14 protein-coding genes are annotated in these 15,847 nt (G+C 64.5%); 11 read left to right on the top strand and 3 right to left on the bottom strand.

The features are described 5' to 3' along the window. Nucleotides 1-5 precede the first annotated feature (5 nt). Nucleotides 6-1,154, bottom strand: a complete 1,149-nt coding sequence (locus XH91_RS22260) for an ABC transporter substrate-binding protein (protein WP_128952556.1) — start codon at nt 1,152-1,154, stop codon at nt 6-8. A 609-nt stretch (nt 1,155-1,763) separates the two neighbouring features. Here XH91_RS22260 and XH91_RS22255 point away from each other — a divergent pair. From XH91_RS22255 to XH91_RS22225, 7 genes are read left to right on the top strand one after another with little or no spacing between them, the layout of a single operon-like run. Beyond that, complete coding sequence (locus tag XH91_RS22255) at nt 1,764-2,546, top strand: aspartate/glutamate racemase family protein (RefSeq protein ID WP_164933733.1); 783 nt, start codon at nt 1,764-1,766, stop codon at nt 2,544-2,546. Between the two features lie 16 nt (nt 2,547-2,562). Then, the gene (locus XH91_RS22250) at nt 2,563-2,991 is read left to right on the top strand and encodes an organic hydroperoxide resistance protein (protein WP_128952554.1); all 429 of its coding nucleotides are present in this window, start codon (nt 2,563-2,565) and stop codon (nt 2,989-2,991) included. A 22-nt stretch (nt 2,992-3,013) separates the two neighbouring features. Continuing rightward, nucleotides 3,014-4,192, top strand: coding sequence for a thiolase family protein (locus XH91_RS22245; RefSeq protein WP_128952553.1), 1,179 nt, complete (start codon nt 3,014-3,016; stop codon nt 4,190-4,192). Then, entirely contained in the window at nt 4,189-5,430 is a 1,242-nt protein-coding gene (locus XH91_RS22240; protein ID WP_128952552.1) for an SDR family NAD(P)-dependent oxidoreductase, read from the top strand. The genes XH91_RS22245 and XH91_RS22240 overlap by 4 nt, the downstream gene beginning before the upstream one ends. A gap of 34 nt (nt 5,431-5,464) precedes the next feature. Continuing rightward, the gene (locus XH91_RS22235; protein ID WP_164933732.1) at nt 5,465-6,247 is read left to right on the top strand and encodes a cyclase family protein; all 783 of its coding nucleotides are present in this window, start codon (nt 5,465-5,467) and stop codon (nt 6,245-6,247) included. Between the two features lie 56 nt (nt 6,248-6,303). Beyond that, nucleotides 6,304-7,461, top strand: a complete 1,158-nt coding sequence (locus tag XH91_RS22230) for an ABC transporter substrate-binding protein (protein WP_164933731.1) — start codon at nt 6,304-6,306, stop codon at nt 7,459-7,461. Nucleotides 7,462-7,475: 14 nt separating this feature from the next. Then, nucleotides 7,476-9,131, top strand: coding sequence for an ATP-dependent acyl-CoA ligase (locus tag XH91_RS22225; protein WP_245477176.1), 1,656 nt, complete (start codon nt 7,476-7,478; stop codon nt 9,129-9,131). A gap of 12 nt (nt 9,132-9,143) precedes the next feature. Here the strand turns inward: XH91_RS22225 and XH91_RS22220 are convergent, their stop codons facing one another. Then, nucleotides 9,144-9,650, bottom strand: coding sequence for a MarR family winged helix-turn-helix transcriptional regulator (locus XH91_RS22220; protein WP_128952549.1), 507 nt, complete (start codon nt 9,648-9,650; stop codon nt 9,144-9,146). Between the two features lie 290 nt (nt 9,651-9,940). On the opposite strand from XH91_RS22220, the gene XH91_RS22215 reads away from it, so the two are divergent. The 4 genes from XH91_RS22215 to XH91_RS22200 are packed head-to-tail and all read left to right on the top strand — an operon-like array spanning nt 9,941 to nt 14,728. Then, entirely contained in the window at nt 9,941-12,259 is a 2,319-nt protein-coding gene (locus XH91_RS22215; protein ID WP_128952548.1) for a bifunctional salicylyl-CoA 5-hydroxylase/oxidoreductase, read from the top strand. A gap of 16 nt (nt 12,260-12,275) precedes the next feature. Continuing rightward, the gene (locus XH91_RS22210) at nt 12,276-13,454 is read left to right on the top strand and encodes an acyl-CoA dehydrogenase family protein (RefSeq protein ID WP_128952547.1); all 1,179 of its coding nucleotides are present in this window, start codon (nt 12,276-12,278) and stop codon (nt 13,452-13,454) included. Nucleotides 13,455-13,471: 17 nt separating this feature from the next. Next, nucleotides 13,472-13,903 carry a RidA family protein gene (locus tag XH91_RS22205; protein WP_128952546.1) on the top strand — a complete coding sequence of 144 codons (432 nt, stop codon included), beginning with the start codon at nt 13,472-13,474 and terminating at the stop codon, nt 13,901-13,903. A gap of 48 nt (nt 13,904-13,951) precedes the next feature. Beyond that, nucleotides 13,952-14,728 carry a cyclase family protein gene (locus tag XH91_RS22200; protein WP_128952545.1) on the top strand — a complete coding sequence of 259 codons (777 nt, stop codon included), beginning with the start codon at nt 13,952-13,954 and terminating at the stop codon, nt 14,726-14,728. Nucleotides 14,729-14,745: 17 nt separating this feature from the next. Here XH91_RS22200 and XH91_RS22195 read toward each other — a convergent pair whose 3' ends face one another. Then, nucleotides 14,746-15,843, bottom strand: a complete 1,098-nt coding sequence (locus XH91_RS22195; protein WP_245477175.1) for a Gfo/Idh/MocA family protein — start codon at nt 15,841-15,843, stop codon at nt 14,746-14,748. Nucleotides 15,844-15,847 lie beyond the last annotated feature (4 nt).

Raw genomic sequence — 15,847 nt, 5'->3', positions numbered from 1 at the left:
TCCGACTAAGGCGCGTATTTCCAGGCGCCGCCGGTCAGCCGCACCACGACGAGCGAACGCTCGTCGACGCCGGTCACCGCGCCGGGCTTGAAGTTGTAGACGGCATGCACGCCGGCCAGCTCCTTGGTGCTGAGGATCGCGTCTCGCAGCGCCGCGCGGAATTCCACCGTGCCGGGTTTCGCAGTCTTCAGCGCGCGCTCGGCGGCATTGGCGAAGATCAGCCAGGCGTCGAAGGAATAAGCGGAGAAGCCGTCGGTGGTCGGTATGTTATGGACCTTCTGGTAGACGGCGCGGAAATCCAGCGCGATCTTCTTGGCGAAGTGCTCATCGGGCAACTGCTCGGCGACGATCACGGGACCTGCGGAGACCTGAATGCCGTCGGCCGCCTTGCCGCCGACATTCACGAAGTCCGGATTGACCAGAGCCACCGTGCCGTAGGTGTTTCCCTTGAAGCCACGGTCGGCGAGGCTGAGCAGAGGCAGCGCGCCTTGCGTTCCCGAGCCGCCGTCCAGCACGGCGTCGGGGCGGGTCGCGAGTACCTTGAGAATCTGCGCGGTCACCGAAGTGTCGGTGCGGGCATAGCGCTCGTTGCTCTGGATCTTGATCTCGCCGGTGGCTTCAGCGGCCTTGGCGCCGTTATAGACGAGGTCGCCCCAGGCGTCGGAGAAGCCGATATATCCGATGTTCTTCATGCCATCGCGCTTCATGCGATCGGCGACGATCTTGACGAGGAGGGAGGCCGGCTGCGGCACCGACACCACCCACTGCTCGGGCGCATCAGGCAGCTTGCCGATCGGCGAGACCGCGATCATCGGCACCTTCAGTTCGCTCGCCACCGCCGCCATGGCGATGGTCGAGGGCGCCGTCGCGGTGCCGATCAGGAGGTCCACCTTCTCTTCCTCCACCAGCTTGCGCGCGTTGCGGGTTGCGGCCGACGGGTCTGAGCCATCGTCCAGCTGGATCAGGCGGATGGTCTCGCCGTTGATGGTTTTCCTGTATTCATAGGCGGCGTTGATGCCGCGCCCGTAGGGGATGCCGATCGACGAGCCGTTGCCGCTCAGCGAGGTGACGAAGCCGATGGTGATCTCGGCCTGCGCCGCCGGGGCCACGGCGATTCCGGCGACAAGGGCAAGTAAGCTCAGAGTCTTGCGCATATGCGTTCTCCTCCGTTGATGCTGGATAGGAATGCCGTGAAGCTGCCGCGCGGGGACCCCGAACGACGAGCCAGCTGATCGAAAGCATTGCTGCAGCGCCAAAGGCCGGGCGCGACCGAAGAGAATTTGCTCGCCCCGGCGCTCGGCAGTCATGATGTTGCTTGCCGCGCGAACGTCGGACCCACCGGTGAATGCAGGCGAGCCTTTTCCGGAACGATGAAATCGGTGCGGCCGCGATGCGCGGCCGGCTGTTCGAGCCCGGCGAGTGTCCACACGATCGAGTGTCTCAAAATCGGTGCCCTGCAACATCATTGTCATGGCCGCCGGTCCCTGGCCGGCGATGAATTACTTAAAGCCTAAAGTATTGTCAGTGGTGCCGTCAACACGTGTCACGGGGCCGTCAGAAAAAAATGTTGTTGCATACAATTTGGCCAGTGCGCGGCGCTTCCTGGTAGCCCGGTTGAACGAAAAAGCTGTGCGCGCCTTGCCTGTACGGCGAGCCGCGCGATCGCCACGGCGCGCATTTGACGCGTGAATTAGTTTATGATTGAAATATATTCATCGGCAGCCGACGACCGATCCTCCGATCGACGCTTGAGGAGAAGGACGATGCGCATCTTCTGGCAGAGCTTCGTTGATGCGAGCGTGAACGCGCCCTACATGGCGCGACTGTCGGAATACCTCAACAACATCGCTGCACCGGGCACGACGGTTCACGTCGAGGGCATCAGTCCGCCGGACCGCGAGTTCGGCCGGCTTGCGGAACTGCGCTGCGCCGTCCAGGCGATCGACAACGGCATTGCGGCCGAGGAGGGCGGCTTCGATGCCTTCGTCATGGGGCATTTCCAGGATCCCGGCCTCTACGAGCTGCGCTCGGCGCTCGACATTCCCGTGATCGGGACCGGCGAGGCAACGCTGCTGGCGGCCTCACAGCTCGGACGGCGTCTCGGCCTTGTGACGCTCGATCCCGTCTTCGAGGTTTGGCACTATGAGCAGGCCGAACGTTACGGCCTCGGCGATCGGGTCGTTCATGTGGTTGGCCTTGGCTGCAAGCCGGAAGACTTCGCCGATGCGTTCGCCGGGGATGCTGCAGCGCAAGCGCGGATGATCAAGGATTTCGTCGGCTGCGCCCTTCCGCTGGTCGAGCACGGCGCTGATGTCGTGATCCCGGCCGGCGTGCTGCCGGGCCTTCTGATCGGGAAGGAGCATGGCCTGAAGGTCGGCCACGCGCCGGTGGTCAACTGTGCGGCCGTGGCGCTGAAGAACGCCGAGATGTGGGTGCAGCTCCGCAAGCTCAACGGCACCGAGCCCAGCCGCGGGCCGAGCTTCAAACGTGCCAGCGCCCAGGCGCGCAGCGATTTTCGCGCACTGCTCGCCCGTAATAGCCGCTAATTCTGGAGAACCCATCATGATGACTCCCGAAAAGATTCTGTACGAGACCGAGGTGACGGCGACGGGAGGTCGGGACGGCAAGGCCGCCAGCACCGACGGTCTATTATCGGTGTCGCTGTCCGTGCCGAAATCGCTCGGCGGCCCCGGTGGTGAAGGTACCAATCCCGAGCAGCTTTTTGCGGCCGGCTATGCCGCCTGCTTTCTCGGCGCGGTCAAGCTCGTCGCGCGCACGCGTAAGGTGGTGCCCTCTGCCGAGCCATCCGTGACGGCGAGGGTTGCGATGGGACCGGTGCCCGTCGGATACGCGCTCGCCGTCGAGCTGAAGGTCAATCTGCCCGGCGTCGAAAAAGCAGTGGCGGAACAGGTCGTTGCCGGTGCGCATGAACGCTGTCCCTATTCGAACGCAACGCGCGGCAATATAACCGTGAAACTGACGCTGGTCTGAGGCGGATGAACGAGGGCGGTCAGTGACCAATTCCTTGCGCGCACCTTACGACGGCGTGGTGATCGCGGCTCCTGTCACGATTCCCTATGTGCGCTACTCCATTGAAAGTGCGCAATGGTGGATCGGGCGGGCGCTGAGTGCACTCGTCGGGCAGGCCGGCATCAAGGCCTCCGATATCGACGGCCTGTGCGTCTCCAGTTTCACCATGGGGACCGACAGCGGGGTCGGATTGACACAGCATTTCGGGCTCTGCGTCCGATGGTTGGATACGATCCCGCTCGGTGGCGCCAGCGCCATCGCAGGCCTGCGCAAGGCGGCGCGGGCGGTTCAGGCCCGTGATGCCGACATCGTGGCGTGCGTCGCCGGCGATACCAACCACGTCGATTCGTTCAGGCTGACGCTCGAGAACTTCTCGCGTTTCAACCAGGATGCCGTCTATCCCTATGGCGCGGGCGGGGCCAATTCGAGCTTTGCGCTGATTGCGCGCAACTACATGCGGACGTTTGGGGTCACGCGTGAGGATGTCGGCAGGATCGCCGTTGCCCAGCGCGCCAATGCCCTGCGCAACCCGCACGCGCTGATGAAGGCGCCGTTGACGATGGAGCAATATCTGGCGGCGCGGCCGATCTCCGACCCCATTCATCTGTTCGATTGCGTAATGCCATGTGCCGGCGCGGAGGCGTTCCTCGTCATGCGCGAAGAGACGGCGGCCTCGCTGGGTTTGCCCGCGGCGCGGCTGCTGTCGACAATCGAGCGGCACAACGCCTTTGCCGACGATCCGATGCAGGTGCGCGGCGGCTGGGCGATGGATGTCGGCGAGCTCTACGCGATGGCTGGCGTGAAACCCGATGACCTCGATGTCGTGCAGACATATGATGACTATCCCGTCATCACCATGATGCAGTTCGAGGATCTCGGCTTCTGCAAGAAAGGCGAAGGCGCCGCGTTCGTGCGCCAGCACGATCTCACCATCGACGGCGACTTCCCGCACAACACCTCGGGGGGACAACTCTCGGTCGGGCAGGCCGGCGCGGCCGGCGCCTATCTCGGTCTCGTCGAAGGCCTGCGGCAGATTCTGGGCACGGCGGGTCCCACGCAAGTCAGGAATGCAAGTCTCGCTCTCGCCTCGGGATTCGGTATGATCAACTATGACCGCGGTCTCGCCTCGGGCGCCGCGATCCTTGCAGGGCCTTCGCGATGATTGAGCCGATCAAGCCGCCCGGGCGCAAGAATCCGCTGCTGCGAACGCGGCTGCCTGCTTCGCCACCGCGACCGCGCAGCAGGACGTCGCACGGGTTCACGCGCGCGGCCGCCGAAGGCCGCTTCATGTTGCAGCGCTGCGAGGGGTGCGGCTCCTTTGCCTATCCAGCGCGCGAGGCATGTCCGTCTTGCTTGTCGTCAGACCTCACCTTCGTCGATGCCCCGCGCCGCGGCCTGCTGCTCGCCGAGACGACGGCACGCGTGCCGAGCGACGTCTATTTCCGCGAGCGTGCGCCGTGGCGGATCGGCCTCGTGAAGATGGACTGCGGTCCGACCATTGTCGCGCATCTACATGCCGATTGCGCAGAGGGCGCAGTCGTCCGCATGTCGTTGCAACTCGATAAGAGCGGGCAGGCGGTCGCCTTTGCCCGTCCCGAGGGAGAGACTCCGAACATGGCGGACGACAAGCAGTGGCGGGAAATGACGGCCGATCCGAAATTCAGGCGCGTGCTTGTGACCAATGGCCGGAGCGTGATCGGCCAGGAAGCCGTTGCAGCGTTGAAGGTCGCGGGCGCCAAGACGGTGTTCGTCGGCGTCGCCGAACCATGGCGGCCGTTCGCCGGCGAGAATCTGTTGCGCGGTCAAGATGGGATCGAGATCGTTACTCTCGATGCGGCTGACGAAAAATCGGCGGTCGATCTTGCCGCCGATATCGGCGGCAAAGTCGATATCCTCGTCAACACGACGGAATATGTGCGGCCGGGTGGCCTGCTCGATCGCAGGGGCACGAGCATCGCGCGGGACGAGATCGACCACGCCTATCTCGGCTTCATCAATCTCGCGCAGGCTTTTGGTCCTGCCATGCGAATGCGAGGTGCCGACGGCATTATTAGCAGCAGCGCATGGGTCAATATTCTCTCGGTTTACGCGCTGGCGAACTGGCCTGCCTTTGGCGCTTATTCGGCTTCGCAGGCGGCTTGCCTGTCGCTGTCGCACTGCCTTCGCGCGGAGCTGCGGCCCGGCGGTGTGAAGGTGATGAATCTGTTCACCGGGCCCGTCGACACCGAATGGTTCCAAACCGTCCCGCCGCCGAAGGTCGCGCCGCGCGCCATCGCGCACGCGATCGTGTCGGGTCTCAAGGGCGGGCTGGAAGAGATGTATGTCGGAGACGTTGCCGAGGAAATCCGGCAACGCCTCGCGGCCAATCCGAAAGCGCTCGAGCGCGAGCTCGACAGGTGAGATCAGGATTTCAACCAAGCTGGAGGACGTGACAATGCAAGGCAACAATCTCCTGGAGCTGGCGAGTGCGATTTCTTCCGGCGCGGTGCGCGTCGTCGACCTGACCTTTACGCTCAGTCCGGATTTTCCGGTCATCGTGCTTCCGCCCGAGTTCGGCCAGGCCGCACCGGTCCGCATCCAGGAGATCTCGCGATATGATGGCCGCGGCCCGGCCTGGTACTGGAACAACGTCACCTTCGGCGAACACACTGGCACGCATTTCGACGCGCCGATCCATTGGTTCACCGGCAAGGATCTGCCCAATAATGCCGTCGACACGATGCCGCCGAAGGACATGATCGCTCCGGCTTGCGTCATCGATTGCTCGGCGCAGGCCGCGCAGGATCCGGACTTCGTCCTGACCGTTCCGCTCGTCGAAGCATGGGAGGCGAAGCATGGACGGATTCCCGCACGTCACTGGGTTCTGTTGCGCACCGATTGGTCGAAGAAGGGGTGGCGCGACTACGCGAACCTCAGGGATGACGGCGCGCACACGCCGGGCCCGAATCCGGCCGTGATGAAATGGCTGGTGGAGGAACGCGGCGTCATCGGGTTCGGCACCGAGACCATCGGTACGGATGCGGGGCAGGCCGGGCATTTCGATCCGCCTTATCCGGCGCATCACTTCCTGCATGGAGCAGGGCGTTATGGCCTGCAATGCCTGTGCAACCTGGATCAGTTGCCACCTACCGGCGCCGTCGTCGTGGCCTCGCCGTTGAAGATCCAGAACGGCTCCGGCAGTCCGCTTCGCGTCATCGCGCTGGTTGCGTCGAGCTGAGCCCTATCATGGCACTTGCCGATCAGAACAAGAAACACTCACGAAAGACAGGTGCCATGAACTTGATCAAGAGCCTGCTGGCTTCCACCGCATTGCTGCTTGCCGTCCCGCAATTTGCGAAAGCTGAGATCCTCGTCGGATTTGTCACCGGCCTCAGTGGGCCGGTGTCATCGATCGGCATTCCAAATGCAAAGGGGATTGCCGCGGGCCAGGCCTATGTCGGCGAGATCGGCGGCGAGAAGCTCCGGGTCATCCAGCTCGATGATGGCTCCGATCCGACTGCGTCGGCCCGCAATGCGCGCAAGCTCGTCGAGCAGGAGAAGGTCGATATCCTGATCGGTACTTCGGGCGCGCCCCAAACCCTGGCGATGGCGGCCGCCGCGGTCGAGATGAAGGTACCGATGATCGCCGTGTCGCCCATCGCACAGGTGTCGGCTGGTGACGGTGGCCCGTGGGTCGTGCAAATCCCGCAGCCGACATCACTGTTGCTGCAGGGCATTGTCGACAACATGAAGGCGAAGGGATTGAAGAGCGTTGCGTTCATCGGCTTCTCCGACGCGTTAGGTGATCTCTTCTACGATTCCCTGATACAGGCGGCCAAATCGGCGGACATCAAGGTGATCGCCAATGAGCGCTACGCCCGCTCGGACTCTTCGGTCACCGCGCAGGTTTTGCGCGTCGTCGCCGCGCATCCTGATGCAATCATGCTGGGTGGGACGGGAACGCCCGGTGCGCTGCCGGTGATCGCGCTGTCCGAGCGCGGCTACAAGGGGCCGCTCTACGGCAATCACGGCATGATCAGTGCCGACTTCCTGCGCCTTGCCGGCAAGGCGGCCAACGGCATCATCTGCCCGACCGGCCCCGTGACCGCAGCGGAGCAGCTTGCCGCCAGCAATCCGATTCAGAAAGTCGCCCTGGATTTCCGCGCCGCCTTCGAGAAGGCGAACGGCGAGGCGCCGACGGATTCATTCTCGTCCTATTCGTTCGACGGCTGGCTGGTCCTCGCCGACGCCGCCAAGCGCGCGATGGCATCGGGCGCCAAGCCCGGCTCGCCGGAATTCCGCACCGCGCTTCGTCAGGCGCTGTTTACGACCAAGGAGGTTGTTGGGACACAGGGCGTTTATACCTATACGCCGGCGGACCGATACGGCGTCGACGATCGTTCGCGTATCATGGTCCAGATCGAGGACGGTAAATACAAGCTGTTGCCCTGAGCGGGGCAGACGCGATGGAGAGCAACCTGCAGATGCAGGGCGACGGTGTGGTCGGGGACGGCGGTCCCACGGCCGCCTGGGCGCGAGCGGTCGAGCTGTTTCCGCCGTCCGACCGGATTCTTTCTGCCATCCTCACGCGGCAGGCCGAGCGTTATGGCGATCGCGCCCTGCTGGTCGCGGGCGAGACGCGCTGGACCTTTGCGCAGACCGCGGCGATCGCGGCTGGGTCGGCGCAGGCGCTCGTCGATGCCGGCATCAAGCCGAGCGACCGCGTCGCGCTGATGTGCTCGAACCGTCCGGAGTTCTTGCTGGTCTATCTCGGCTGCGCCTGGCTCGGCGCCGTCGCGGTCCCGATCAACACCGCGCTGCGCGGCTTCCAGCTCTCCCACATTTTTCGCAATTCGCGTCCGGCGCTTCTTGTCGTCGAGGCGCAGTTCGCCGGCGCGATCGAGAGTGTGGAGGCCGGTGTCGAGCTGCCGCCTCGGAGCTGGATCATCGGAGCTGAAACAGGGCCAATCGATGCCAGGCTGGCCGCGGTGCCGTTGCCGGCGCTCGGAATTTCCGCTCCGGCGGGCGCCGTGCGTCCCGGCGACACCGTCGCGATCCTCTACACGTCAGGGACCACGGGGCCTGCGAAGGGGGTGTGCTGCCCGCAGGCGCAGCTGTTCTGGTGGGGTATCTATTCGGCGCGGGCGCTCGGCATCCGCGACGGCGACGTGCTGTTCACGACACTGCCCCTGTTCCACACCAACGCGCTGAATGCGTTCTATCAGGCGCTGCTGAACGGCTGCACCTACGTGCTGGAGCCGAAATTCTCCGCTTCGGGCTTCTGGGCCGCCGCAGAGCGGCACAATGCAACGGTCGGCTATCTGCTCGGCGCGATGGCGTCGATGCTTCTCGCGCAGCCGATTAGTGAGAACGACAAGACGCATCGACTTCGTGTCGCACTCGGCGGCGGCGTGCCGCCGCAGATCCACGCTCCGTTTCGCGAGCGGTTCGGCGTGCCGCTGGTCGACGGCTATGGATCGACCGAGACCAATTTCGTGTTCGCAGGCACGATCCCGTCGGATCGTCCGGGGACGATGGGCTATCTGGCCGACGGCATCGAAGCGCGGATCGTCGACGAGAATGATTCGGCGCTTCCCGATGGCGAGGCCGGCGAGCTCGTGCTTCGAGCAAGAGAACCGTTTGCCTTCGCCACCGGCTATTTCGGCATGCCGGAGAAGACAGTCGAGGCCTGGCGCAATCTGTGGTTCCACTCGGGTGATCGGGTGGTTCGGGATGCTGACGGGCATTATCGCTTCATCGATCGCATGAAGGATTCGATCCGCAGGCGTGGCGAGAACGTATCTTCATGGGAGGTCGAGCAGACCATCCAGTCCCATCCCGCGGTCGCCGCTTGCGCGATCTACCCGCTGCCGTCGGAATTGGGCGAGGACGAGGTTGCGGCGGCGATTCTGCCGGAAGGCGGCCAATCGCTGCAGCCCGTCGACATTGTCAGGCACTGCGAAGGCCAGATCGCCTATTTTGCCATTCCGCGCTATGTGCGCATTCTGAGCCAGCTGCCGCTGACGGAAAACGGCAAGATCAAGAAGGGCGTGCTGCGTGAGGAGGGCGTGACTAAGGACACGTGGGATCGCGAGGCGGCCGGCGTGAAGTTGCGACGCTGAGCGTTGGTCGTCTCAGGGTTTCTGCAGGGCGTCCCTGACGGCGCCCTTGAGTTCGTCGAGCTCGCCGATCAACCCGTCGAACCGGTCCGCCGGGAAATCCGCCAGCAGCTCCGCAAGCCATGCGCCATGGCTCTTGGCCATTCGCCGGAAGGTCTTGCGGCCTTCGACCGTCATGCAGACAATCTGCACACGGCGGTCGAGATTCGACGGCGTGCGGGTGATGTATCCATCAGCGACCAGGCGGTCGACGATCGGCGTCAGGTTCCCGGCCGAGACCATCAGGCGCTTGGGCAGCTCGCCCAGCACCAGCCCGCTGGGCTCGCGGTCGAGCTGGGCGAGAACATCGAAGCGCGGCATGGTGAAATCGAACTCTTCGCGAAACCGACGCCGCAGCTCGCCCTCGATCAGGGTCGTGCAGGCGAGCAGCCGGAGCCAGACTCGCGTTTGAGCCCTGTACTCGGCTTCCTGATCCGCCCCGTTCTTGGCCGAAACAGGCGTGGGCTCCTTTGCGAGTGCCAATCGAATCTCCCGGTCTTCGTGGCCTTTTGAAAGCCGGTGCAGCTCTCATGAATACGGGCAAGATAGTTCGTGCCAAAAGTAAATTCAAGGCGGAGCCTGAAGGCCTCGGAATCGGCGCTGCCGTGTCTCCAATTTACACCGGGTTCAAGATCGATGCCGCAGCTTCGGGCCCGCGCGCCAGGGTCATCGCAGAACCGTCTTGACAATGCATGCGCCGACCAAATACTTTATGCTTAAAATAATTTGAGTGAGAGCTCGGCATCACGCGCGGCGCGCGAAAGCGAGGGATCATGCGCATAGTCTGTATCGGCGGCGGCCCGGCCGGCCTCTATCTGGGCCTGCTGATGAAGCGGCGGCATCCTGAGCATGTCGTCACGGTCGTCGAGCGCAACAAGCCCTACGATACCTTCGGCTGGGGGGTGGTGTTCTCCGACGCCATGATGTCGGCGATGCGCGTTGCCGACCCCGAGAGCGCCGTCGAGATCGAGGATGCCTTCAATCACTGGGACGACATCGAGCTGGTGTTCAAGGGAACACGCCAGCGCACCAGTGGCCATGGCTTCATCGGTATCGGGCGCAAGCATCTGCTCAACATTCTCCAGCGGCGCTGCGAGGCACTGGGGGTCGAGCTCGTGTTCGAGCGCGACGTCGAGTCCGATCTCGAATTTCCGGATGCCGATTTGATCGTCGCCTGCGACGGCGTCAATTCCAGGATTCGTGCCCGCTATGCCGACCAGTTCCAGCCGGACATGGTGATCCGGCCGAACCGCTACATCTGGCTCGGCACCAAGAAGGCATTCGACGCTTTCACGTTCGATTTCCAGCGGACCGAGCATGGCTGGTTCCAGGCGCACATCTACAAGTTCGACGCGGAGACCTCGACCTTCATCGTCGAGACCACGGAAGAAGCCTACAACGCGCACGGCCTCGGCGAGCTCGATCAGCAAGGCTCGATCGAGTTCTGCGAGAAGATCTTCGCGGAGACGCTCGACGGCGCGAAGCTTCTGACCAACGCGCGCCATCTGCGCGGCTCGGCCTGGCTCAATTTCAGCCGTCTGATCTGCGGCAAATGGAGCGTGTTCAACGGCAAATCGCATGTCGTGCTGATGGGCGATGCTGCGCACACCGCGCATTTTGCCATCGGCTCGGGCACCAAGCTGGCTCTCGACGACGCCATCGAGCTTGCCAATCAGTTCGATCGCCATGGTCACGGCCGCGACGGCATCCCGACCGTGTTGGAGGCCTATGAGGAGGTGCGCCGGGTCGACGTCGCGCGCATCCAGAACGCCGCACGCAACGCCATGGAATGGTTCGAGGTGGTCGGCCGGCGCTATGCCGACACGCTTGAGCCGCCGCAATTCTTCTATTCGATGCTGACGCGCTCGCAGCGCATCAGCCACGAAAACCTGCGCCTGCGCGATCGCACCTGGCTGGAGGGCTTCGAGCGCTGGTTCGCCGCGCGCTCGGGCATCGCGGTGAAGGACGGCGAGCGGGTGCCGCCGCCGATGCTGACGCCGCATCGCGTGCGCGGCCTGTCGCTGGCGAACCGCATCATGGTCTCGCCGATGGCGATGTATTCGTCGCAGGACGGGCTCATCAACGACTTCCACATCGCCCATCTCGGCGCGCGCGCCATGGGCGGCGCCGGGCTGATCTTTGCCGAGATGACCTGCGTCTCGCCGGATGCGCGGATCACGCCGGGCTGCCTTGGGCTCTGGAACGACGAGCAGGCGGCACAATGGCGCCGGCTCGTCGACCTGATCCACGGTGTCGGCCATGCAAAGGTCGGGATTCAGCTCGGGCATGCCGGGCGCAAGGGCGCGACGAGAGTGCCCTGGGAAGGAATCGATCAGCCGCTTGTATCAGGCGATTGGGCGCTGATCTCCGCGTCGGCCTTGCCGTATCTGCCTCACAGCCAGTTGCCGCGAGAAATGGACCGCAGCGACATGGACCGCGTGCGCGACGATTTCGTCGCGGCAACGCGCCGCGCGGCGGCCGCCGGTGTCGAGTGGCTCGAGCTGCATTGCGCCCACGGCTATCTGCTGTCGAGCTTCCTCTCGCCGCTGACCAACCGGCGCACGGACGACTACGGCGGCAGTCACGAGAACCGCGCGCGCTATCCGCTGGAAGTGTTCAAGGCGATGCGCGCGGCGTGGCCGTCCGATCGGCCGATGTCGGTGCGCCTGTCCTGTCATGACTGGACCGAGGGCGGCAACATCCCGGCCGATGCGGCGATCTTCGCCGCGATGTTCAAGGAGGCAGGGGCGGACGTGATCGATTGCTCGTCGGGGCAGGTCTGGAAGGAGGAACGGCCGATCTATGGACGCCTGTTCCAGACGCCGTTCGCCGACCTGATCCGCAACGAGGTCGGCATCGAGACGATTGCCGTCGGTGCAATCTCCGAGGCCGATCACGCCAATTCGATCCTCGCGGCCGGCCGCGCCGATCTCTGCGCCATTGCGCGGCCGCATCTGGCCGACCCGGCCTGGACGCTGCATGAGGCCGCGCGCATCGGCATCACCGCGATCAGCTGGCCGAAGCAATATCTGTCTGCGAAGGGGCAGTACGAAACCAATCTGGCGCGCGCCGCCGCGGCGGCCGCGCAGTGAACGGAGGAGATGACAGATGAGCTCCGTCGCAAAGGTCGCTAAACGCGACTGGCTGGACTGGCCGTTCTTCGAACAGCGCCACCACACGATCGGCGAAAAGCTTGACCGCTTCGTGCAGTCGGGCGCACTCGACACGATTGATCACAACGATGTCGACGGCGCTTGCCGCGCGCTCGTGCGCGCGATGGGGCAGGCGGGGCTGCTCGACTGCGCGGTCGCGACGCCCGACGGCGATGCTGCGACGATCGATTCCCGCTCGATCTGCCTGTCGCGCGAATCGCTCGCCTATGCCGACGGCCTTGCCGATTTCGCCTTTGCCATGCAGGGGCTCGGCTCCGGCGCGATTGCGCTTGGCGGCTCGGCGGAGCTGCGCAAGGCCGTGCTGCCGAAGGTACGCTCCGGCGAATGGCTTGCGGCCTTCGCGCTGTCCGAGAAGCAGGCGGGATCGGACGTGGCGGCGATGTCGTGCGTCGCGCGCGCCGACGGCAGCGACTACATCATCGACGGCGAGAAGACCTGGATCTCCAACGGCGGCATTGCCGATGTCTATACTCTGTTTGCCCGAACGGGCGAGGCGCCGGGCGCGCGCGGCATCTCGGCCTTTGTCGTCTTTCCCGACGATCCCGGCTTCGGCATCGCCGAGCGCATCGACGTCATCGCGCCGCATCCGCTGGCGACGTTGCGCTTCACCAATTGCCGGATCCCGGCGAGCCGTCGCCTCGGCGCGCCGGGCGGCGGGTTCAAGCTTGCGATGCAGACGCTGGATATCTTCCGCGCCTCGGTCGCGGCCGCGGCACTCGGCTTTGCCCGCCGGGCGCTCGACGAAGCGCTGTGGCACGCGCGCAGCCGGCACATGTTCGGCGCGACCTTGGGAGATCTCCAGCTGACCCAGGCCGCGCTCGGCGACATGGCGACCGACACCGACGCCGCGGCCCTCCTGACTTACCGCGCCGCCTGGCGCCGCGATGTCCAGAAACTTCCGACAACGCGTGAAGCGGCCATGGCGAAGCTGACCGCCACCGAAACCGCGCAGCGCGTCATCGACCGCGCCGTCCAGATGTTCGGCGGCCGCGGCGTGCGCAAGGGCGAGGTCGTCGAAAGCCTCTACCGTGAAATCCGTGCGCTGCGCATCTACGAGGGCGCGACCGAGGTCCAGAAACTGATTGTCGCGCGCGAGCTGTTGAAGCCGCGCTGAGGGGAATGGTATTTCGCATGAATACGATGGGAAAGCCGGAAGCCGGCGCGGCCAGCGGCCTGCAAGTGCTTCAGCCCAGCGGCTGGCCGCAGCCGAAGGGATATGCCAACGGCATCGCGGCCGAGGGACGCCTTGTCGTGACGGGTGGTGTCGTCGGTTGGGACGTCACGGGGCGGTTTGCCGACGGATTTGTCGCCCAGGTCCGGCAGACGCTCGAAAACATCGTGGCGATCCTCGCCGAAGGCGGCGCGCAGCCGGATCATCTTGTGCGCCTGACCTGGTACGTCGTCGACATGGATGAATATGTGTCTAACCTGAAAGCGCTCGGCAAAGCCTATCGCGAGGTCGTCGGCACCCATTATCCCAGCATGGCTCTGGTGCAGGTCGTGCGTCTCGTCGAGCCATCGGCGCGCGTCGAGATCGAAGCGACGGCCGTCGTCCCGCGCTGATGCGGGGCGGCTGCGCAGGCCCGCGGTAAGAAGAAGACGGAGGCAACCATGGCGCGCAAACTGATCGACATCTCCGTCCCGCTGCAAAACGACGTGCCGGCCGATCCACCGGGCAACCATCCGACCATTCAATACATCGACCATCAACAGGGCTTGCCGCGCATGCTCCAGTTCTTCGATGGCCTGAAGGCGGAGGATCTGCCCGACGGCCAGGGCTGGGCGGTGGAAATGGTCAATCTGTCCACCCATAACGGTACCCATCTCGATGCGCCCTGGCATTTTCATCCCACGATGAACCGGGGCGAGCGCGCGTGGACGATCGATGAGGTGCCGCTGGAATGGTGTTTCCAGCCGGGCGTGAAGCTCGACTTTCGCCATTTGCCCGACGGTTATGTGGCGACCGCCGGGGATGTCGAGGCCGAGCTGAAGCGGATCGGGCATAAGCTGTCGCCGCTCGAGATCGTCGTCGTCAACACCAGCGCCGGCGCAAAGTATGGTCGGCAGGACTATGTCACCTCGGGCTGCGGCATGGGTTATGAGGCCACCATGTATCTGCTCGAACGCGGCGTGCGGCTGACCGGGATCGATGGCTGGAGCTGGGACGCGCCCTTCGTCTACACCGCGAAGAAATATGCCGAGACCCGGGACGCCAGCTTGATCTGGGAGGGTCACAAGGCCGGACGCCACATCGGCTATTGCCACATCGAAAAGCTGCACAATCTCGAGCTTCTGCCCTCGACCGGCTTCATGGTGTCGTGCTTTCCGGTGAAGATCGAGCGGGCATCCGCAGGCTGGACGCGGGCGGTCGCCATCGTAGACGGCTAGACGTCGCAAGTGTGGATCTACAGGCGTACGACTTCACCGGTTCGAACGCTCTCGTCGGCGGCGAAGACGATGCGGAGTGAGTTGATCGCGTCCTCGTGATGCTCGGACAGATCGACCTCGCCGCGGATCGCCCTCAGAAACATCAGCTGCTCGCGTTCGCAAAGTTCCTGATGTCCGGGTTCATCCGCGGTCGAGATCATTTCGTCCGGCCTGGCAAAGCGGTCTTCGCTGTCGCGCGCCGCGTGATGGATTCGAAGCGCGTTGGTCCGTGTATGCGAGTCATGGTCCGCCGAACCGGCGCCCGCGCCGCTACTTTCTTTCGCGACGATCGAGACGCTGCCGTTCGGGCCGATCATGTCTTTCACGAAATGAGCGGTCTCGCTCATCATCGGACCCCAGCCGACCTCGTACCAGCCGACCGAGCCGTCGTCGAACACGATGTGGAGATGGCCGTAATTGTACATGGCCGGCGCGATCTCGCTCGTCAGTCGCGCCCCGACCGCGTGGACCGCGACGGGGCGCGCCCGCGTCACCTGGCACATGATGTCGACGTAATGGACGCCGCAATCGACGATCGGCGAGGTCGACCGCATGAGCCTCTTGTGCACCTCCCAGAAGGAGCCTGCAGACTGCTGGTTGAGATTCATGCGCATCACGAGCGGCTTTCCGAGCGTTCGCCCGATCTCGACGAACCGCGACCACGCGGGATGGACGCGCAGGATATAGCCGATCAGCAGCGCCTTTCCGGTCGCGCGTGCAGCGTCAACGACTTGCCGCGCGGCATCCAGCGTGTCGGCCAGCGGCTTTTCGCAGAACACATGCGCGCCGGCACCGAAAGCCTGCAGCGCCATGGCGGCGTGGTGCTCGGTGTAGGTGCAGATCGCGACGGCATCGGGACGCAAACGCGTGAGCGCCTCATCAAAGCTGTCGAAGCGCGGAAGCGTGGGAAACTCGGCCTCGAGATCGTCGCGATCGGCCGCCCGAGAGGTGCAAAGACCGACAAGCTCGAAACCCTCGATCGATCTGTAGGCGCGAGCATGGCTGATGCCCATGGTGCCGAGGCCAACCACGAGAACGCGGACAGTCCGTTGAGGCGACATGGAGAGGGCGGACATGGCT

It is taken from the genome of Bradyrhizobium guangzhouense, from assembly GCF_004114955.1.
Taxonomy (GTDB): Bacteria; Pseudomonadota; Alphaproteobacteria; order Rhizobiales; family Xanthobacteraceae; genus Bradyrhizobium; species Bradyrhizobium guangzhouense.
The sequence above is the reverse complement of the archived record's forward strand: the minus strand, read 5'-3'. Positions and strand labels throughout refer to the sequence as shown.